Genomic DNA, 18,393 nt, shown 5'->3' with positions numbered 1-18,393 from the left:
GTTCTTGTTTCTTTCGGTTTTCGACCTTTTCAAGATCGGTATCGGCCCTTCCAGTTCCCACACCATGGGGCCGATGACGGCGGCCGCGCGCTTTCTTGCGGAAATCCTGTCTGACGACTGGCCGCGCCCGGCCGGGGCAAAAGTGAGCCGTGTCGGCGCGAGCCTGCATGGCTCGCTGGCCTATACCGGTGTCGGCCATGGCAGCGACCGGGCTGTCGTGCTGGGCTTTACCGGCCTGGTGCCGGTCAACGTCGATCCCGATGAAGCTGATTCCATTGTCGCGAAGGTGACCGCCGAAAAGCGTGTGACGCCGCCCGGCCATCCCACCTACCATTTCGATCCGGCAACCGATCTGGTTCTCGACAAGAAGACGCCGCTCAAGGGACATGCCAACGGCATGAGCTTCTATGCCTATGACGCCGGTAACAGGGTGCTTCTCAGGCGCATCTACTATTCCATCGGTGGCGGTTTCGTCGTTTCCGAAGAGGAGCTGCAGCGCATAAAGCAGCGCGGCTCTGTCACCACCGAAGGCAAGAAGGTGCCGTATCCCTTCAAGAACGCGGTGGAAATGCTGGCGATGGCGAAACGGAACGGGCTTTCCATCGCCGAGATGAAGCGCATCAACGAAGAAACCTACATGGAGCGCGAGAAGCTCGACGGCGGGCTCGATGACATCTGGGCTGCCATGAAGGGCTGCATCGACCGGGGCCTGTCGCAGGAAGGCATCATGCCGGGCGGCCTCAAGGTGCGCCGGCGCGCGCGCCAGCTCCACGACAAGCTGCAGGAGGAATGGAGCCGCAACCGGCCGAATCCGCTTCTCGCCAATGACTGGCTGTCGATCTATGCCATGGCGGTGAACGAGGAGAACGCCGCCGGCGGGCGTGTCGTCACTGCGCCGACCAATGGTGCGGCCGGCACCTTGCCGGCCGTGCTGCGCTACTGGCTGCATTTTCACCCCGAGGCCGATCAGGACTCCATCCGTGATTTTCTGCTCACTGCTGCTGCCATCGGCGGCATCATCAAGACCAATGCCTCGATTTCGGGCGCTGAGGTCGGATGTCAGGGGGAGGTGGGCTCCGCCTCCGCCATGGCCGCCGCGGGTCTGTGCGCCGTGATGGGCGGCACGCCCGAGCAGGTGGAAAACGCTGCGGAAATCGCGCTGGAACATCATCTGGGCATGACCTGCGATCCCGTTGGCGGACTGGTGCAGGTGCCCTGCATCGAGCGCAACGCGCTGGGGGCGGTGAAGGCAGTGACGGCCGCATCGCTCGCCATCAAGGGCGACGGCCAGCATTTCGTGCCGCTGGATGCCGCCATCGAGACGATGCGGCAGACCGGTGCCGACATGAATGAGCGCTACAAGGAAACCAGCCTTGGCGGCCTTGCCGTCAATGTGGTGGAATGCTGAGCTCCCATTTCGCTGTCAGGTAACGCAATTGTGCAAAACCTCGCGCCGCGTTGAATGACGCGTCGCCAGACGTTAGTTTCCCCTCATGGCTCTGAACATTCTCAAACTGTGCGTAGGCTGTGAAAGCGTCGAGGATCTCGAAGCGTGGGTCGCTCACCGGCTCGAAGAGCGCCGCCGCAATGGCGAGCCGGCCGAGCACTGGCATGTCACGCGCATGGTGCCGACCCGCGGCGCCGAGATTACCGACGGCGGGTCGATGTACTGGGTGATCAAGGGCAGCGTTCAGTGCCGCCAGCTGATCACGGAGATAAGGCCATTTACCGATAATGAGGGCATCGGTCGTTGCAAGATCGTTCTGGCGCCGGAGATCATCCGAACCGAATGGCAGCCGAGACGACCGTTTCAGGGATGGCGCTATCTGAAGGCCGAAGATGCGCCGGCCGATCTCGGAAAGGGAGGGGCGGGTCTCGTCGAACTGCCGCCCAAGCTTCGTCAGGAACTGGCGGAACTGGGGCTGCTGTAGTCCACCCGTCAGCGCTGGACTGGGAAAACTAATCCCTGAACCTGAGCTTCAGGCCCGGCATTCCGCCGGGTGCGCATACCTTCAGGCGGATTCGAACCACAGGCTGCGTGTTGCGCCATGTGCGGGCGCCATGACTCAGAAGAAGGCCGACGAGATCCCGCGTCTTGAAGCGCGAGTTGCCGGGCCGGATATTCTTCAGCCGCGTGGCGGCCTGATAAAGGGCCTGCGTTCCGATGTCGCTGGCCGGTTCCCTGTCCTGGAGAACAGGGTTGGCTAAACCGGCTACCTGCTTTTCTCCGATCACCACTGACACTCCTTCGATACCGAACATTTCCGGGAGTTTTTTTGCCGGGCAGCTTATTGCTGCACGGCAAAGCATTCGATGCGCTGCTTCTTCAGGGCCGTGCAGGCCCGCAGCGCCGCGGTCTGCGTCTCGAAGCCGCCGAAACGGGCGCGGAAGTAAGTCACGCCGCCCTTCCTGAAGGGAACGGTGTAGCCGGAGGCGCTGGCAAGAACGGCGCGGGCCTGCGCGGCTGTCTTGTCGAGCGCGGCTTCCGCCTCGGACTTGCTGGGCGAGGAGGCCACCTGCACGACCCAGCCTGACGGCAGGGAAGCGGTGTTGACAGGATCGATCTGCTGCGGCTCGGGGCCGGAGTAAGCCTGTGCAAACGGGATGTCTGCGGGTTCAGGCGCAGCCATCGCCACCGGAAGCTTGGGCTTCGGCGCGCGGGCGGGAACCGGAGCCGCACTTGCAATGACAGCTTCGACGTCCGTTCCGGGTTTGAAGTCCGGAGTTGGAGCGTCATGCTTGGGCAGCGAAACCCTGGCGATCGCCTTGGAAGCGGTGTCGTTGTCCGTGCGGGCGATCAGCGCCCCGCCGCCACGCTGTGACGCCTTTGGCAGATAGGCATTGATCAGTCGTGCCATTTCATTGTCGCGGCTGGCGCCGGACTTGCCGCCCATGACCACGGCAACCAGCTTGCGGCCATCGATCGAGACGGAGGAAACGAGATTGAAACCCGACGCGCGGGTGTACCCGGTCTTGATGCCGTCCACGCCCTTGATCCGGCCGAGCAGGCGGTTATGGCCATTGATGCGCTGGCGTCCATACATGAAGGACCGCTCTGCGAAATAGCCATAATATTGGGGGTGATGTTCGCGCAGCGCCATGCCCAGCGTCGCCATGTCCCGCGCGGTGGTGAACTGGCCCGGATTGGGCAGTCCGTGCGCATTGCGGAACACGGTGTTGGTCATGCCGAGCGAGCGGGCCTTGGCCGTCATCATTTTGGCGAAATTGGCCTCGCTGCCGCCGAGCAGTTCCGCAAGGGCAGTCGAGGAGTCATTGGCGGACTTCGTCACCATGGACAGGATCGCCGTTTCCACGGTGATCGAACCGCCCGAACGCACGCCCAGCTTGGTCGGCGGCTCTCCTGCTGCATTGGCAGAGAAGGGAACCTGCGTGGTTTTGCTGATCTTGCCCTTCGAGAGTGCCTCGAAGGTCAGATACAGCGTCATCATCTTGGTCAGCGAGGCCGGATAGCGCCGCGCATTGGCATTGGAGGAATAAAGCGTCTTACCGGTGTTGGCATCGATCACGATGGCAGCGTCATTGGCCGCCGCCTGTGATGCCACGGTGGCGCCAGCCAGAAAAACTGCGGCTGCCGTGGCCGTCGCCACGACCCGGAAAGAACGCACGGAAAGGGAAACGATACCCGAGAACGCCTTACGCACTGTTACTTCCTTTGGGTTTCATTGTGGAGGGGACGGCAAAGGTCCTATCCCAGCCTGATTTTGACAGACCCTATCCACCCACCGTTACCAATCCGTTTATGGTAACCGGCGCGTTCACCATTTTCGGCGCAGTCGAGGTTAATTTTATGGGAATTTTAGCAATTGCCGGCCGACAACCGCGCAGTTGACATTTTGTGCAATGCACAATATTTTATCTGGCATCGCACAAATGCCGGTCATTCATTTTGCGTCCGGCCAATCCGATCCCACGAAGGAGGGCATCCGATGTCCCAGACCGCTTACGAAGACTTCAGCAAATACGGCAAGGAATTCGCCGATTCGGGCCTCAAGAGCCTTGCTTCTCTGTCCAAGGGCGCTCAGGCGATTGCCGTAGAGGCCAGCGAATACACCAAGAAGAGCCTGGAGACCGGCAGCGCCGCTTTCGAGAAGCTTCTGTCGGCCAAGTCCTTCGAGGACGCGCTGGCGATCCAGACCGACTACGCCAAGCAGGCTTATGAGTCCTTCGTCGCCGAAGCGACCAAATTCGGCGATCTCTATTCGGATCTCGCCAAGGAAGCCTACAAGCCGTTCGAAGGCATCGTGGCCAAGGCCAGCTAAGTTTCGACAGACTCATTTGCCGGCACGCGCCGGTAAGAACCCGGTTGCGCATCGCGCAGCCGGGTTTTTGCGTTTCCAGCCTGTGTGCAAAGCCCGGATTTCACCGTTGACGCATTATTGGTGTTGTCTGCGTATTGTCAGTGGCGAAGAAGGGCTTAAAATTCCACAATAACGACCTACATGTCGGTTTGCCCTTGGGGCTGGATCGAGAGGCAGGGATAAAGTGACTGGCAGTCTGGTGGCCACGCAAAATACAGTACGGATGCAGAAAGACCAACGTGGCAACGGTGGCGGTCGTGGAACGGCGGTCATCACGCGCACGCAGACCAAGACCAAGCGGCCAAGCCTCTATCGTGTGCTGATCCTGAACGACGATTACACGCCAATGGAATTCGTCGTGCACGTTCTGGAGCGTTTTTTCCAGAAGGACAGGGAGGCCGCCACGCGTATCATGCTTCATGTGCACAACCACGGTGTGGGAGAATGTGGCGTTTACACATTCGAGGTGGCCGAGACGAAAGTGTCTCAGGTCATGGATTTCGCCCGACAAAATCAGCATCCGCTGCAATGCGTGATGGAGAAGAAGTGAGGTAACATGCCGGCTTTCTCCCAAGGCTTGGAAAAGGCACTTCATCAGGCGCTGACAATCGCCAATGAGCGCCACCATGAATATGCGACACTGGAACATCTGCTGCTGGCGCTGATCGACGACACCGAAGCGGCCGCCGTGATGCGCGCCTGCAATGTCGATCTCGACGAATTGCGACAGACGGTCCTGAACTACATCGATACCGAACTCGACAACCTCATCACGGGCTATGATGAGGACTCGAAGCCGACCGCCGGTTTCCAGCGCGTGATTCAGCGCGCCGTCATCCACGTGCAGTCCTCCGGCCGTGAGGAAGTCTCCGGTGCCAACGTGCTGGTGGCGATCTTCGCCGAGCGCGAAAGCCACGCAGCCTACTTCCTGCAGGAACAGCAGATGACCCGCTACGACGCGGTCAACTACATTTCCCACGGCATCGCCAAGCGGCCGGGCGCCTCCGAGACGCGCATTCCGCGCGGTGCAGAGGACGATCAGCCCGGCGGAGCCACCGGCGAACAGCATGAGGACGGAAAGAAGAAGGCGCAGGACGCGCTGACGGCTTATTGCGTCAATCTCAATGAAAAGGCGCGCGCCGGCAAGATCGACCCGCTGATCGGTCGTGGACCGGAAATCAGCCGCACCATTCAGGTGCTGTGCCGCCGCTCGAAGAACAACCCGCTCTATGTGGGAGATCCCGGCGTCGGCAAGACCGCCATCGCCGAAGGTCTGGCCAAGCGCATCGTGGAGGGCGATGTGCCGGAAGTGCTGGCGGACGCGACCATCTTCGCCCTTGATATGGGCACGCTGCTCGCCGGAACCCGCTATCGCGGTGACTTCGAGGAGCGGCTGAAGCAGGTCGTGAAGGAACTGGAAGACTATCCGGGCGCCGTCCTGTTCATCGACGAAATCCACACCGTCATCGGTGCGGGTGCGACGTCGGGCGGCGCGATGGATGCCTCCAACCTGCTCAAGCCCGCCTTGTCTTCTGGTGCAATTCGCTGCATCGGATCAACGACTTACAAGGAGTTTCGTCAGTTCTTCGAGAAGGACAGGGCGCTTGTTCGCCGTTTCCAGAAGATCGATGTCAACGAACCGACCGTCGAGGACGCCATCGAGATCATGAAGGGGCTGAAGCCCTATTTCGAGGAGTTCCACAAGGTCAAGTACACCAACGACGCCATCAAGGGCGCGGTGGAGCTTTCGGCCCGCTACATCAGTGATCGCAAGCTGCCGGACAAGGCCATCGACGTGATCGACGAGACCGGCGCTTCGCAGATGCTGGTGCCGGAAAACAAGCGCAAGAAGACGATCGGCATCCGCGAGATCGAGGCTACCATCGCCACCATGGCCCGCATTCCGCCAAAGACGGTTTCGGCCGATGACGAGAAGGTGCTGGCCGGTCTGGAGAACGAGCTGAAGCGCGTCGTCTACGGTCAGGATACCGCGATCACGGCGCTGAGCTCGGCGATCAAGCTGGCGCGCGCCGGTCTGCGCGAGCCCGACAAGCCGATCGGTTCCTATCTGTTCTCCGGCCCGACCGGCGTCGGCAAGACCGAGGTTGCCAAGCAGCTTGCCGCATCGCTCGGCGTCGAACTGCTGCGCTTCGACATGTCGGAATATATGGAGCGCCACACCGTATCGCGGCTCATCGGCGCGCCTCCCGGCTATGTCGGCTTCGATCAGGGCGGCCTGCTTACGGACGGCATCGACCAGCATCCGCACTCGGTGCTGCTGCTGGACGAGATCGAGAAGGCCCATCCGGACCTGTTCAACATCCTGTTGCAGGTGATGGACCACGGCAAGCTGACCGACCACAACGGCAAGCAGATCGACTTCCGCAACGTGATCCTGATTATGACCACCAATGCGGGTGCTGCCGACATGGCGAAAGCCGCGATCGGATTCGGGTCCTCGAAGCGCGAAGGCGACGACACGGAGGCGATCAACCGGCTGTTCACGCCGGAGTTCCGCAACCGTCTCGATGCGATCATTCCATTCGGCTCGTTGCCGGTGCCGGTGATCCATCAGGTTGTGCAGAAGTTCGTCATGCAGCTTGAGGCCCAGCTTTCCGAGCGCGGCGTGACCTTCGACCTCTCCGACGAGGCCGTCGCATGGCTGGCTGACAAGGGCTATGACGAGCGCATGGGCGCGCGTCCGCTCGGTCGTGTGATCCAGGAGCACATCAAGAAGCCGCTGGCCGAGGAAGTGCTGTTCGGCAAGCTGCGAAAGGGCGGCACGGTTCGTGTCACCGTCGAGACGAAGGACACAGGCGAAACCGGTCTTAAGCTGGAGACTTTGCCCGAGGAGGCGAAAGTCCAGCCGAAGAAGGAACCGGAAGAGCAGCCGAAGGCCCGCAAGCCGGCGGCTAAGAAGGCTCCTGCGAAGAAGGCTGCGTCGGCCAAGGCTACGCCTAAGCCAAGGGACGCCAGCAAGCGCAGTCTGGTGCCGCAACTTCCGCGCAAGTAAACGACAAAAAGGCCCCGGAAACGGGGCCTTTTTCCTGATCCCTGCGATTGGCTGAAGCTGGCTATTGCGCCAGTGCTGCCCGGATTTTCTCCGCATTCGCCGCCAGAATTTCCGGCTTCTCCATTTCCATGGCGTGCTTGCCGAGGTCAACGCCCTCGAAGCGCGGCAGAATGTGGACGTGCAGATGGAACACCGTCTGGCCGGCCGCCGTCTCGTTGAACTGGGAAACGACGACGCCATCGGCATCGAAGGCTTTTTTCACCGCATTTGCCACTTTCTGGACCGTCGTGAAAAGCGCGCCCAGTGTTTCGGGGTCGGCGTCCAGCAGATTGCGCGACGGGGCCTTGGGCAAAACCAGCGTATGGCCGACGCCCTGCGGCATCACATCCATGATCGCAATCGTATGCTCGTCCTCGTAGACGCGATGTGACGGGATTTCGCCGCGCAGGAGTCTGGCGAAGATGTTGGTTGTGTCGTAGGCCATGCTGGTCTCTCGTTCTCTTCTGGAGCATTTTGCAGCCAAGTGGGCTCACTTGACGTCGCATAAATGCGGCAAGCACATATATGGAGCGGCAGCCCGGCATTTATCCGGGTGCCCGCCGCTCCGGGGCATGATCATATCGGATCGATATGCGAATCAAGGGTGAGCACGATGCTCCTGACTTATCTTTATCTGTTTGTGGCAATCATATTCGAGGTGATCGCCACAACGGCGCTGAAGCAGACCGATGGTTTTACCCGGCTTTTGCCTTCGCTGATGACGATTCTGGGATATGCGCTTGCCTTCTATTTCCTCGCCCTGACCCTGCGCACCATGCCTGTGGGCATCGTCTATGCCATCTGGAGCGGAGCGGGCATCATCCTCATCACAGCCATCGGATGGCTGCTGTTCCGGCAATCACTGGATCTGCCGGCGCTGGTCGGCATGGGGCTGATCATGGCCGGCGTGCTGGTGATCAACCTGTTCTCGAAGTTGGTGGTTCACTGATCGTCTTTGCGGAACGGGGTATGTTCCGCCAGATAATCACCCATCAGCTCGACCTCCTGCCTTTCGCGCCGGAGGTAGTCTGCCACCGCCCGGCGGAATGACGGGTTGGCGATGTAGTGCATCGAATGCGTGGTGACAGGCTGGTAGCCGCGCGCCAGCTTGTGTTCACCCTGAGCACCTGCCTCTACGACCCTGATTTTGTTGGCAATGGCGAAGTCGATCGCCTGATGGTAGCAGACCTCGAAATGCAGGAAAGGGTGGTCCTCGATACATCCCCAGTTGCGGCCGAAGAGCGTGTCGGAGCCGATGAAATTGATGGCGCCGGCAACATAGCGGCCGTTGCGTTTCGCCATCACCAGCAGAATGTCGTCCGCCATTCTCTTGCCGATCAGGGAGAAGAACTGCCGGTTGAGGTAAGGACGGCCCCATTTGCGCGAGCCCGTGTCCATGTAGAAGGTGAAGAAGTCGTCCCAGACACGTTCGGTAAGATCGCTGCCCGTCAGCCAGTCTATGCTGATGCCGTCAGCCAGCGCTTCGCGCCGTTCCTTCTTCAGCGCCTTGCGCTTGCGCGACGCCAGCGTGGCAAGAAAATCATCGTAGCCGGAAAAGCCTTCGTTGAAAAAATGGAACTGTTGGTCGGTGCGGTGCAGGAAGCCGGCTGCCTCCATCGGAAGCACATCGTCCTGCGGCAGGAACGAGACATGTGCCGACGAGACGCCAAGCCTGTCGGTAACCATGCGGAGCGCTTCAGCCAGCCCGGCTTTGACGGTGAGTGGATCGCATCCACCGGCCACGAGCAGGCGCGGACCCGTGGCGGGTGTGAACGGAACAGCACTTTGCAGCTTGGGATAGTAGCGGCCGCCGGCGCGCTCGAATGCATCCGCCCAGCCGTGGTCGAAAACATATTCGCCCTGACTGTGCGATTTGGCATAGCATGGTATCGCGCCGACAAGGACACCTTCCGCGCTTTCGAGCCTCAGGTGGTGAGGTTGCCAGCCGCTGCGCCCGCCGACGCATCTGGATTCTTCCAAGGCGCTTAGGAAATCATATGAAATGAATGGGTTATATTGATTTCCGCATGTTTTTTGTGAGCCTGAAAGGCTGTCCCATTCACCACGCGTGAAGCCATCCATGCCGCCGGCAACGCGAACGACATGCCCGGTGGTTTTGCTGTTTGCCTGATCGTTGCCCTGATCCATCCGGTTTACTTAAGTTGCCGGCAGGGAGGTGCAAGCCCGGCCAGCTCAGGCGCTGGCCACGGGTGGCTCGAATCCCTCAAAAGTCATCTGGTCGGCATATCTGAAGGTGAGGTCCACGGCGGGCTGGTCGCGGATGGTCCATGTGATGACCGGCATGCCAAGCTTCTCGCGCACGAACGACACGAAGCTGTTCGGCAGGTCGCCCGCCGCATAGGACACGAACGAAATGCCGTGCGCCAGCATGGTGAAATGGGCTTCTATCTCGTGCTGGCGGCGCCCGCAGGCGGTTAGCCCGGCCGGAATGCCGGGGGCGTGGCGGCCGAAATCGCGGATGAGCCAGTGATCGAAGGACATGATCGCCGCTTCGCCCCGATAGGGTTTCAGGCGCTGGCCGACCGCCTCGACAAGGCCGTCGTCATGGCCCGGCGTTCCCTTCAGCTCGATCACCAGCGGCACGCGGCCGCCGACCAGTTCCAGCATCTCATCGAGGGTCGGCGGATGGTCCGCGGTGCCGCCGATCCTGAGCACGGCCATTTCAGCCGCGGTTCTCTGCCATACGAAGCCATCCTCTCCCGTCAGCCGCTTCAGGTCTCCGTCGTGAAAGACTATCGGAACCCCGTCGCTGGTCAGCTGCACATCGCATTCGATGGCGTAGCCACGCTCCACGGCGGCGGAGAACGCCGACAGGGTGTTTTCCCAACATTTGTTGTTGAGATCATGCAGGCCCCGATGTGCGATCGGGCGTGCCGTCAGCCAGGAGAGACCGGTCATCGCAGTTTATTCGACCTCGAGAATCGCCTCAACCTCGACCGCGGCATTGAGCGGAAGGGCAGCCATGCCGATCGCCACGCGCGCATGCTTGCCGCGCTCGCCGAGTACGGCCACGAAGAAATCGGAAGCGCCGTTGCCGACCAGATGCTGCTCGGTGAAAGTCGCGGCCGAAGCCACATAGACGGTGATCTTCACCAGCCGCCTGATCTTTTCAAGATCGCCGAGTGCCGCCTTGGCCTGCGAAAGCACGTTGATTGCGCACAGCTTCGCGGCCTCCTGACCGGCCGCCAGATCTACATCCTTGCCGAGCAGGCCGGTCACGGCGAGCTTGCCATCCTTGATGGGCAGCTGGCCGGAAGGGAACAGCAAATTGCCGCTTTGCACGAACGGAACGTAGTTGGCGGCTGGTGCCGCAGCCACAGGCAGCGTCACGCCCAGATCGTTCAGCCGCTTTTCGATTGTTTCGCTCATGGTAATTCCCTATTGCTTGATGCCCCTGTGGCGGTGCAGCTGAAAGTGCAATTTTTGCCTCGCTTCCGCCACGACTATTTTTATGCTTGGCCATTCCCGCCGCCGGAACGGCCGGCTGCCATGACCGGAGCTTGTACATGCGCGCAACGCGCCTTGCCTATACCGCCATCCTGCTTCCGACCATTTTTTCCACCGTTCCAGCCTTTGCAGCACCGGTTCTGCAGCCCCACCGCGCCGTTTATGACATCTCTCTGAACAAGGCTAACGAGCGCTCCGGCATCACCGGCATATCGGGGCGCATGGTGTATGAGTTCGACGGCTCGCAATGCGACGGCTACACGGTCAAGTTCCGTCTGGTCACGCGCATCAGCACCACCGACGCCATGCGCATGACCGACCAGCAGACGACGACCTTCGAGGATGGCGACGGCAAGACGTTTTCCTTCGTCACCAAATCCTTCGTCGACCAGAATCTGGAAAAGGAAGTGAAGGGCACCGCCCATCGCGAGCAGGATTCGGTGCGCGTCGACATCGACAAGCCTGAGCCGAACACGGTGACGCTCGATCTCACCCAGTTCCCGACCCAGCACATGTTCGAGCTGATCGACAAGGCGGAGAAGGGCGAGAACTTCTACGAGACCAGCCTGTATGACGGTTCGGAAGATGCCGACCGCACCATGCTGACCACCGTCGTCATCGGAAAGCCGGCCGAAGCGGACGGCAAGGATCCCGAGCTTCCGGTTCTGGCAACGCTGAAAAAGGACAAGTTCTGGCCGGTCGATATCGCTTATTTCAATCCCGCTGAAACCGACGGCGGCGAGGAAATGCCGGAATACCGCATCAGCTTCAAGATGCATGCAAACGGGCTGACACGTGATCTGCAGATGGATTACGGCGACTTCTCGATGACCGGGAAGCTTGTCGATCTGTCGCTGTTCGATGGAGCCCGCGCCGGCTCCTGCAAGAAGTAAGGCGCGTGCGATGGCGGTCTATGTGGATGCCCCCATATGGCACTTCGCGGGCCGGCGCTGGTGTCATCTGATGGCCGACGATACTGCCGAACTGCATGGTTTCGCGGCGCGGCTCGGGTTGAAGCTGTCTTCCTATCAGGGGCCGCCGAAGACATCCGCACCGCATTACGACATCACCGGTCTTGAGCGCGACCGCGCGCTGCGACTGGGCGCTGTCGAATGCAGCCGTGAGGAGATCGTGGCGATCTTCCGGCGCGTGCGCGTGTCGAGCCGGGGCAGGGCGTTTCGCAAGGCAGCGTGAACCTTTTCGCCACCCGGGTTGCGTTTTGCTGCCCGAGCCGATATATGCGCGACCATTCCACACACGGACTTTGGGATCGTGCCGGGAGAAATCCGGCCGGTACCTCCGGTGGCATCGGGGCAGAACCCCGGATGCCGATGTCCGTGGAGGCTAACCGGAAAGGAACTACAGAATGGCAGTGCCAGATTTCACCATGCGCGAGCTTCTTGAAGCAGGCGCGCACTTCGGCCACCAGACCCACCGCTGGAACCCGAAGATGGCCCCATACATCTATGGCGCCCGTAACAACGTCCACATCATCGATCTGTCGCAGACGGTTCCGCTGCTGCATCAGGCCCTGAAGCAGGTTTCGGATGTCGTCTCCCGCGGCGGTCGCGTCCTGTTCGTCGGCACCAAGCGTCAGGCTTCGGACATCGTTGCCGACGCTGCCCAGCGTTCGGCTCAGTACTACGTCAACTCGCGCTGGCTCGGCGGCATGCTGACCAACTGGAAGACGATCTCCAACTCGATCCAGCGCCTGCGCAAGCTCGACGAGCTTCTGGCCAGCGATGCACAGGGCTTCACCAAGAAGGAGCGCCTGAACCTTGAGCGCGAGCGCGAGAAGCTCGACAAGGCCCTCGGCGGCATCAAGGACATGGGCTCCACGCCGGACCTGATGTTCGTCATCGACACCAACAAGGAAGCGATCGCCATTCTGGAAGCCAAGCGTCTTGGCATTCCTGTGGTTGCCATCATCGATTCGAACTGCGACCCGGACAAGGTGGACTTCCCGATCCCCGGCAACGACGACGCTGCCCGCGCAATCCAGCTTTATTGCGATCTGATCGCCAAGGCTGCGATCGACGGCATCGCCCGTCAGCAGGGCGCGCTCGGCATCGATATCGGCGCTTCGGCAGAGGCTCCCGTCGAGCCGGCACTGACCGAAACGCCCGCTGGCGAAGCATCGCCGGAAGCCTGAGGCGTGGGGCCGTCAGGCCCCGTGTTTTCCGCTATATGACGCATTGAGCGTCCGGGCATGGCGCATCGCTGAAAATCCGGCGGTGCGCATTCCCGTTTCTGAACGAAGAGGCATAGAATGAGCATTTCAGCAGCACAGGTCAAAGAGCTCCGCGAGCTTACCGGCGCGGGTATGATGGACTGTAAGGCCGCCCTTGCCGAGACCAATGGCGACATGGAAGCTGCGGTCGACTGGCTGCGCAAGAAGGGTATCGCCAAGGCAGACAAGAAGGCCGGCCGCACGGCAGCCGAAGGTCTGATCGGCGTCGATCAGGGGCTGCGCGAGGCAGCGCTGGTCGAGGTCAATTCCGAGACCGACTTCGTCGCCCGTAACGAGGCTTTCCAGCAGATCGTCGGCAACATCGCCAAGGTCGCCCTTGCATTCGGCGACACCGAGGCTGTCGCTGCTGCGAACTATCCGGGTTCCGACAAGACCGTCACCGACACCATCAAGGATGCGGTCGGCACCATCGGTGAAAATCTGAGCTTCCGCCGCTCCGCCAAGCTCGTGGTCTCCGAAGGCGCGGTGGCCACCTATGTGCACAACGCGGTTGCCGACAATCTGGGCAAGCTCGGCGTGCTGGTCGCCATTGAAACCGCAGGCGACGCGCAGAAGGCTGCTGCCTTCGGCCGTCAGGTTGCCATGCACATCGCCGCGATCAATCCTATGGCGCTCGACATCGACGCCCTGGATCCGGCCGCCGTCGAGCGTGAGAAGGCCATCTTCTCCGAGCAGGCTCGCCAGTCGGGCAAGCCCGAGAACATCATCGAGAAGATGGTCGAGGGTCGTCTGCGCAAGTTCTACGAGGAAGTCGTTCTCCTCAAGCAGTCTTTCGTTCTCAATCCCGACGTCACCGTCGCGGACGCGCTGAAGGAAGCAGAGAAGGAAATCGGTGCTCCGGCTAAGATCACCGCTTATCTCCGCTTTGCTCTCGGCGAGGGTATCGAGAAGGAAGAAACCGACTTTGCAGCCGAGGTTGCAGCGACGGTCAAGAAGTAAGCTTCGGCATCCGCCTGTTATATTGCGAGGGGCGCCGCGTGACATCGCGGCGCCCTTCGTGTATCGGGTCGGCCCATTACATGCAGGCTGGGGCATATTGGCCCCGCAGTGCCATTCAACGCTTTTACCGGGGATCAGTATGACGGGCAGGCTTCCTTACCGACGGGTATTGTTGAAAGCGTCGGGCGAGGCCCTGATGGGAGACCAGCATTTCGGGATCGACGTTTCCGTCGTCGACCGTATCGCCTCCGACATCGCGGAAGCCCGCAGCCTCGGCATCGAGGTCGGCGTCGTCATTGGCGGCGGCAATATTTTTCGCGGCGTGGCTGTAGCCTCCAAGGGCGGGGACCGCGTGACCGGCGACCACATGGGTATGCTCGCCACGGTGATCAATTCGCTTGCGCTGCGGACCTCGCTGATCAAGATCGGTGTCGATGCGGTCGTTCTCTCGGCGATCGCCATGCCTGAGCTGTGCGAGAGTTTTTCGCAGCGGCAGGCAACCGCCTATATGGATCAGGGCAAGGTGGTGATCTTCGCGGGCGGCACGGGCAATCCCTTTTTCACGACAGATTCGGCCGCAGCCCTTCGCGCTGCCGAAATCGGCGCCGATGCGCTGTTCAAGGGCACGCAGGTCGACGGCGTCTATTCGGCGGATCCGAAGAAGGACCCTTCCGCAACCCGCTTCGAGCGCATTACCCATGCCGAGGTGATCAATCGTGGCCTTTCCATCATGGATACGGCTGCAATTGCCCTTGCGCGGGAAAACAACATTCCGATAATCGTCTACTCAATCCATGCACAGGGTGGATTTGGAGAGATTCTGCGAGGCGGTGGCCGCTGCACGGTCGTTGCCGACGATTGAACGGTTCGCGGGGAGGAAATGCCTGCCCGCTTGTGCACATAGTGAATGACGAGCCTGGAACGGCAGGCTGAGGAGAAGATCATGAGCGGCAATTTTGAAGACCTGAAGCGGCGCATGGACGGCGCAATCAACGCATTCAAGCAGGATCTGGCTTCCCTGCGCACCGGGCGCGCTTCCTCGAACCTGCTCGATGCGATTCAGGTTCAGGCCTATGGCTCGGCCATGCCTATCAATCAGGTGGCTACCGTGGCCGTTCCCGAGCCGCGTATGATTTCAGTCTCCGTGTGGGACAAGTCGATGGTTGGCGCGGTGGATCGCGCGATTCGTGAGGCCAATCTCGGTTTCAATCCGATCGTTGATGGCAACAATCTGCGTATTCCGCTGCCGGAGCTCAACGAGCAGCGCCGCAAGGAGCTGGTCAAGATCTCTCACACCTATGCCGAGAACGCGCGCGTTGCCGTGCGCCATGTTCGCCGGGACGGCATGGATGCCCTGAAAAAGGCCGAAAAGGACGGGGATATCAGCGAGGATGATCAGCGCAAGCAGTCGGATCAGGTTCAGAAGCTGACCGACGAAACGATTTCCTCCATCGACAGCCTTCTGGCCGAGAAGGAAACGGAGATCATGCAGGTTTAATCCTGGCTTGCGATCTGTTGCATCAGCCGGCCTGAAGGCGGACGAATGACAAGCCCAACGCATGTTGCGATCATTATGGACGGAAATGGGCGCTGGGCGAAATCCCGGGGCTTGCCGCGCGTTGCCGGTCACCGGGCCGGTGTCGAGGCCCTGCGCAACCTTGTCCGCGCCATGCCGGATTTCGGCATCTCCGTCCTGACCGTCTACGCATTTTCATCCGAAAACTGGTCGAGGCCCAAGTCCGAGGTTACGGATCTCATGGGCCTGCTGAAGCTGTTCATCCGCCGAGATCTGGCCGAGCTTCACAGAAACGGCGTTCGTGTCCGGATCATCGGAGACCGTGCAACCCTCCAGCCCGACATAGGTGGCCTGCTGGAAGAGGCTGAAAACCTTACGCGCGAGAACACCAATCTCACGCTGGTCATCGCTTTCAACTATGGCAGCCGCGACGAGATCGTGCGCGCGGCGCGCAAGCTGGCGGAAGCTGCCGTTCGTGGAGAAATTCTGCCTCAGCAGATCGAGATGGACGACATCACCCGGTCGCTCGACACGGCCGACATTCCTGATCCCGACCTCGTGATCCGCACCAGTGGCGAGTTGCGCCTGTCCAATTTTCTCCTTTGGCAGGCAGCCTACAGCGAGCTTGTATTCGTTCCGTGTTACTGGCCGGATTTCGGCAGCGATCATCTGGCGGAAGCATTGCGTGATTATGCGGGACGCGAGCGCCGGTTCGGCGGGCTTTCGCCTGAGGAGGCCGTGGCGCCGGCAATCGTGCGATGAGCAACCTTCAGCTGAGAATCATATCGGGCGTCATTCTTGCCGCCGTTGTCCTCACGCTCACCTGGCTGGGCGGTGTGCCGTTCCGCTTTCTGGCTGTCCTCATTGCAGGGGCGGTTTTCTACGAGTGGACGCGGATGACGCGTCAGGCTCCCGCCCGGGGGCTGGAACTGCTTCCCGAAGCTCTGATGGCTGTGCTGCTGGTGGCGCTGGCGCTCGGCGTGCCCGCATTGACCTTTCTGGCGCTGACGCTCGCTGGTGTCGTCATTCTTATTGCTTTCGGAGTGGCTCGCGGCACAGGTCAGTGGGACGCTGCGGGGCTGGCCTATGCGTCACTGTCCGGTTTTGCGCTGGCTTATATTCGTGGTGCTGATCACGCTGGTTTTCTGGCAATCCTGTTTTTGTTCGCCGTCGTCTGGACCACCGACACGCTGGCCTATTTTGTTGGCCGCGCGGTTGGCGGGCCAAAGCTTACTCCTGCCATTTCGCCGGGCAAGACGTGGAGCGGGGCCATTGGCGGCACTGTCGCAGGCGTGGTGGCGGGCGTTCTGGTCGTTACTTTGGCCGGAACGGGCAATCAGGGGCTCGCAGGACTTGCCGCCTTGCTTCTTTCGATCGTGTCGCAGATTGGCGACCTGTTCGAATCTTGGGTAAAACGGCGGCACGGCGCGAAGGACTCCAGCCAGCTCATTCCGGGGCATGGCGGCGTGATGGACCGGGTTGACGGACTTGTCGTGGCGGCACTCGCGCTTTACGTCATCGGCAGTCTGGCGGCTTCCCCCGACAGTCCGGCACAGGGTCTGTTTGGAGGGTAGGCGGCCTGATGATGGCGATCCGTGAGGGTTCAGCCGGCTTTGGCGCATCAGTCGCAACAGCGGTTCACTTCTTCCCGAGATGAACCGGCGAATCGAGGACTTGATTTGAACGACATCTGGCAGGCGCTGTTCAGCACCGAAGGTATATTGCTCGGTACTCTGGTGCCGTTTCTTTTCGTGCTGACCGTGGTCGTGTTCGTTCACGAGATGGGACATTACCTCGTCGGCCGCGCCTGCGGCATCGGCGTGCAGGCCTTTTCCATCGGCTTCGGGCCGGAGCTTGTGGGTTTCAATGATCGGCGTGGCACCCGCTGGAAGCTGTGCGCCATACCGCTTGGCGGTTATGTGAAATTCGCGGGTGACATGAATGTCACCTCCAGCCCTGTGGGCGATGATGCGGGCCCGGAGCTGAGCGAAGCTGAACGTCGCGTCGCGTTTCATACGCAGCCGGTCTGGAAGCGGGCGGCGACCGTCTTCGCCGGTCCGCTTTTCAATTTCCTGCTCACCATCGCGGTGTTTGCGGTGATGTTTTCGATCCATGGCCGTTATGTCGCCGAGCCGATGGTTGCCACCGTCAACGCGGGCAGCCCCGCAGAGGAAGCCGGCATCATGCCCGGCGACCGCTTCGTCAGCGTCAATGGCGAGAAGGTGGAAACCTTCGCGGATGTGCAGCGGCTGGTTTCGGGCCGGGCAGGCGATGCGCTTACCTTTGTCATGCTGCGGGACGGACGCGAGGTCAGCCTGACCGCGACGCCGCAGCCGATGGAGCAGGAAGATGCGCTGGGCAACAAGATCAAGGTTGCCGTCATCGGCGTGGTCAACAATCAGGAGCTCGGCCAGCCGCGGCTGATCACCTACACGCCTGTCGAGGCTCTGTCAGCCGCCGTGACGGAAACCGGCCACATCATCGAGCGTACCGGCCAGTTCATGAAGCGATTCGCGTTCGGTCGGGAGGATAAATGCCAGCTCGGTGGGCCGGTGAAGATCGCCGGCATGTCGGCGCAGGCCGCCAAACTGGGCTTCGACTGGCTTGTGCAGCTCGTGGCGCTGCTTTCCGTGGGGATAGGCATCCTGAATCTTTTGCCGATTCCGCCACTCGATGGTGGACATCTGCTTTTCTATGCTATGGAGGTCGTTCTGCGGCGGCCCGTGACAGAACGCACGATGGAAGCCGTATACAAGGTTGGCATGTTCGTGGTTCTCGGCTTCATGGGATTCGTGTTCTGGAACGACCTGTTTGGCTGTTGAAATCATGAACGAATCCTGATCAGGGA

The 18,393-nt window shown here is 60.9% G+C and carries 21 protein-coding genes; 15 read left to right on the top strand and 6 right to left on the bottom strand.

Annotation, left to right across the window (positions count from 1 at the left end; all coding sequences use genetic code 11):
* Positions 1-4 precede the first annotated feature (4 nt).
* A complete protein-coding gene (locus HNR59_RS11940; RefSeq protein WP_183830329.1) occupies positions 5-1,408 on the top strand; it encodes an L-serine ammonia-lyase in 1,404 nt (467 codons plus the stop codon).
* Positions 1,409-1,493: 85 nt separating this feature from the next.
* Positions 1,494-1,931, top strand: a complete 438-nt coding sequence (locus tag HNR59_RS11935) for a DUF1489 family protein (RefSeq protein WP_183830325.1) — start codon at positions 1,494-1,496, stop codon at positions 1,929-1,931.
* A 28-nt stretch (positions 1,932-1,959) separates the two neighbouring features.
* On the opposite strand, the gene HNR59_RS11930 is transcribed toward HNR59_RS11935, so the two are convergent.
* Positions 1,960-2,235: a hypothetical protein gene (locus tag HNR59_RS11930; protein WP_183830322.1), complete on the bottom strand. Its 276-nt coding sequence runs from the start codon at positions 2,233-2,235 to the stop codon at positions 1,960-1,962.
* A gap of 53 nt (positions 2,236-2,288) precedes the next feature.
* Complete coding sequence (locus tag HNR59_RS11925; protein ID WP_183830319.1) at positions 2,289-3,662, bottom strand: SPOR domain-containing protein; 1,374 nt, start codon at positions 3,660-3,662, stop codon at positions 2,289-2,291.
* 285 nt (positions 3,663-3,947) lie between these two features.
* On the opposite strand from HNR59_RS11925, the gene HNR59_RS11920 reads away from it, so the two are divergent.
* The 3 genes from HNR59_RS11920 to clpA all read left to right on the top strand — a co-directional run bounded on the left by HNR59_RS11920 (position 3,948) and on the right by clpA (position 7,332).
* The gene (locus HNR59_RS11920) at positions 3,948-4,280 is read left to right on the top strand and encodes a phasin family protein (protein ID WP_183830316.1); all 333 of its coding nucleotides are present in this window, start codon (positions 3,948-3,950) and stop codon (positions 4,278-4,280) included.
* Positions 4,281-4,542: 262 nt separating this feature from the next.
* On the top strand, positions 4,543-4,869 hold the full coding sequence (gene clpS, locus HNR59_RS11915; protein ID WP_210307345.1) for an ATP-dependent Clp protease adapter ClpS: 327 nt from the start codon (positions 4,543-4,545) through the stop codon (positions 4,867-4,869).
* Between the two features lie 6 nt (positions 4,870-4,875).
* Entirely contained in the window at positions 4,876-7,332 is a 2,457-nt protein-coding gene (gene clpA, locus HNR59_RS11910; protein ID WP_183830310.1) for an ATP-dependent Clp protease ATP-binding subunit ClpA, read from the top strand.
* Positions 7,333-7,393: 61 nt separating this feature from the next.
* Here the strand turns inward: clpA and HNR59_RS11905 are convergent, their stop codons facing one another.
* A complete protein-coding gene (locus tag HNR59_RS11905) occupies positions 7,394-7,816 on the bottom strand; it encodes an HIT family protein (RefSeq protein WP_183830308.1) in 423 nt (140 codons plus the stop codon).
* Between the two features lie 168 nt (positions 7,817-7,984).
* Between HNR59_RS11905 and HNR59_RS11900 the strand changes: the two genes are divergently transcribed.
* Complete coding sequence (locus HNR59_RS11900; RefSeq protein WP_183830305.1) at positions 7,985-8,320, top strand: DMT family transporter; 336 nt, start codon at positions 7,985-7,987, stop codon at positions 8,318-8,320.
* On the opposite strand, the gene HNR59_RS11895 is transcribed toward HNR59_RS11900, so the two are convergent.
* The 3 genes from HNR59_RS11895 to HNR59_RS11885 are packed head-to-tail and all read right to left on the bottom strand — an operon-like array spanning position 8,314 to position 10,761.
* A complete protein-coding gene (locus HNR59_RS11895; RefSeq protein WP_183830302.1) occupies positions 8,314-9,519 on the bottom strand; it encodes a GNAT family N-acetyltransferase in 1,206 nt (401 codons plus the stop codon). The genes HNR59_RS11900 and HNR59_RS11895 overlap by 7 nt on opposite strands.
* Before the next feature lie 45 nt (positions 9,520-9,564).
* Positions 9,565-10,290 (bottom strand): glycerophosphodiester phosphodiesterase, encoded by a 726-nt coding sequence (locus HNR59_RS11890; RefSeq protein ID WP_183830299.1) that lies wholly within the window; start codon positions 10,288-10,290, stop codon positions 9,565-9,567.
* A 6-nt stretch (positions 10,291-10,296) separates the two neighbouring features.
* Positions 10,297-10,761 carry a RidA family protein gene (locus HNR59_RS11885; protein WP_183830296.1) on the bottom strand — a complete coding sequence of 155 codons (465 nt, stop codon included), beginning with the start codon at positions 10,759-10,761 and terminating at the stop codon, positions 10,297-10,299.
* Positions 10,762-10,898: 137 nt separating this feature from the next.
* Between HNR59_RS11885 and HNR59_RS11880 the strand changes: the two genes are divergently transcribed.
* The 9 genes from HNR59_RS11880 to rseP all read left to right on the top strand — a co-directional run bounded on the left by HNR59_RS11880 (position 10,899) and on the right by rseP (position 18,367).
* Entirely contained in the window at positions 10,899-11,732 is an 834-nt protein-coding gene (locus HNR59_RS11880) for a cell envelope integrity EipB family protein (RefSeq protein WP_183830293.1), read from the top strand.
* Between the two features lie 10 nt (positions 11,733-11,742).
* Complete coding sequence (locus tag HNR59_RS11875; RefSeq protein ID WP_183830290.1) at positions 11,743-12,033, top strand: DUF4031 domain-containing protein; 291 nt, start codon at positions 11,743-11,745, stop codon at positions 12,031-12,033.
* Between the two features lie 172 nt (positions 12,034-12,205).
* Positions 12,206-12,991 carry a 30S ribosomal protein S2 gene (gene rpsB, locus HNR59_RS11870; RefSeq protein WP_183830288.1) on the top strand — a complete coding sequence of 262 codons (786 nt, stop codon included), beginning with the start codon at positions 12,206-12,208 and terminating at the stop codon, positions 12,989-12,991.
* Positions 12,992-13,108: 117 nt separating this feature from the next.
* Positions 13,109-14,029, top strand: coding sequence for a translation elongation factor Ts (gene tsf / locus HNR59_RS11865; protein ID WP_183830285.1), 921 nt, complete (start codon positions 13,109-13,111; stop codon positions 14,027-14,029).
* A gap of 139 nt (positions 14,030-14,168) precedes the next feature.
* The gene (gene pyrH / locus HNR59_RS11860) at positions 14,169-14,891 is read left to right on the top strand and encodes a UMP kinase (RefSeq protein WP_183830282.1); all 723 of its coding nucleotides are present in this window, start codon (positions 14,169-14,171) and stop codon (positions 14,889-14,891) included.
* 81 nt (positions 14,892-14,972) lie between these two features.
* The gene (gene frr, locus HNR59_RS11855) at positions 14,973-15,527 is read left to right on the top strand and encodes a ribosome recycling factor (RefSeq protein ID WP_183830279.1); all 555 of its coding nucleotides are present in this window, start codon (positions 14,973-14,975) and stop codon (positions 15,525-15,527) included.
* 45 nt (positions 15,528-15,572) lie between these two features.
* A complete protein-coding gene (locus HNR59_RS11850) occupies positions 15,573-16,307 on the top strand; it encodes an isoprenyl transferase (RefSeq protein WP_183830276.1) in 735 nt (244 codons plus the stop codon).
* Entirely contained in the window at positions 16,304-17,119 is an 816-nt protein-coding gene (locus tag HNR59_RS11845) for a phosphatidate cytidylyltransferase (RefSeq protein WP_183830273.1), read from the top strand. The genes HNR59_RS11850 and HNR59_RS11845 overlap by 4 nt, the downstream gene beginning before the upstream one ends.
* A gap of 105 nt (positions 17,120-17,224) precedes the next feature.
* A complete protein-coding gene (rseP, locus tag HNR59_RS11840; RefSeq protein WP_183830269.1) occupies positions 17,225-18,367 on the top strand; it encodes an RIP metalloprotease RseP in 1,143 nt (380 codons plus the stop codon).
* The last annotated feature ends 26 nt before the right edge of the window (positions 18,368-18,393 follow it).

The organism is Aquamicrobium lusatiense, from assembly GCF_014201615.1.
Taxonomy (GTDB): domain Bacteria; phylum Pseudomonadota; class Alphaproteobacteria; order Rhizobiales; family Rhizobiaceae; genus Mesorhizobium; species Mesorhizobium lusatiense.
The sequence above is the reverse complement of the archived record's forward strand: the minus strand, read 5'-3'. Positions and strand labels throughout refer to the sequence as shown.

Bases quoted from the DNA above. Each gene is read 5' to 3' on its own strand.
- HNR59_RS11885 (WP_183830296.1), bottom strand. From the start codon at position 10,761: ATGAGCGAAACAATCGAAAAGCGGCTGAACGATCTGGGCGTGACGCTG.
- frr (WP_183830279.1), top strand. From the start codon at position 14,973: ATGAGCGGCAATTTTGAAGACCTGAAGCGGCGCATGGACGGCGCAATC.
- HNR59_RS11905 (WP_183830308.1), bottom strand. From the start codon at position 7,816: ATGGCCTACGACACAACCAACATCTTCGCCAGACTCCTGCGCGGCGAA.
- rpsB (WP_183830288.1), top strand. From the start codon at position 12,206: ATGGCAGTGCCAGATTTCACCATGCGCGAGCTTCTTGAAGCAGGCGCG.
- HNR59_RS11890 (WP_183830299.1), bottom strand. From the start codon at position 10,290: ATGACCGGTCTCTCCTGGCTGACGGCACGCCCGATCGCACATCGGGGC.
- clpA (WP_183830310.1), top strand. From the start codon at position 4,876: ATGCCGGCTTTCTCCCAAGGCTTGGAAAAGGCACTTCATCAGGCGCTG.
- tsf (WP_183830285.1), top strand. From the start codon at position 13,109: ATGAGCATTTCAGCAGCACAGGTCAAAGAGCTCCGCGAGCTTACCGGC.
- clpS (WP_210307345.1), top strand. From the start codon at position 4,543: ATGCAGAAAGACCAACGTGGCAACGGTGGCGGTCGTGGAACGGCGGTC.
- HNR59_RS11935 (WP_183830325.1), top strand. From the start codon at position 1,494: ATGGCTCTGAACATTCTCAAACTGTGCGTAGGCTGTGAAAGCGTCGAG.
- HNR59_RS11875 (WP_183830290.1), top strand. From the start codon at position 11,743: ATGGCGGTCTATGTGGATGCCCCCATATGGCACTTCGCGGGCCGGCGC.
- HNR59_RS11880 (WP_183830293.1), top strand. From the start codon at position 10,899: ATGCGCGCAACGCGCCTTGCCTATACCGCCATCCTGCTTCCGACCATT.
- pyrH (WP_183830282.1), top strand. From the start codon at position 14,169: ATGACGGGCAGGCTTCCTTACCGACGGGTATTGTTGAAAGCGTCGGGC.
- HNR59_RS11850 (WP_183830276.1), top strand. From the start codon at position 15,573: ATGACAAGCCCAACGCATGTTGCGATCATTATGGACGGAAATGGGCGC.
- HNR59_RS11845 (WP_183830273.1), top strand. From the start codon at position 16,304: ATGAGCAACCTTCAGCTGAGAATCATATCGGGCGTCATTCTTGCCGCC.
- HNR59_RS11895 (WP_183830302.1), bottom strand. From the start codon at position 9,519: ATGGATCAGGGCAACGATCAGGCAAACAGCAAAACCACCGGGCATGTC.
- HNR59_RS11920 (WP_183830316.1), top strand. From the start codon at position 3,948: ATGTCCCAGACCGCTTACGAAGACTTCAGCAAATACGGCAAGGAATTC.
- HNR59_RS11900 (WP_183830305.1), top strand. From the start codon at position 7,985: ATGCTCCTGACTTATCTTTATCTGTTTGTGGCAATCATATTCGAGGTG.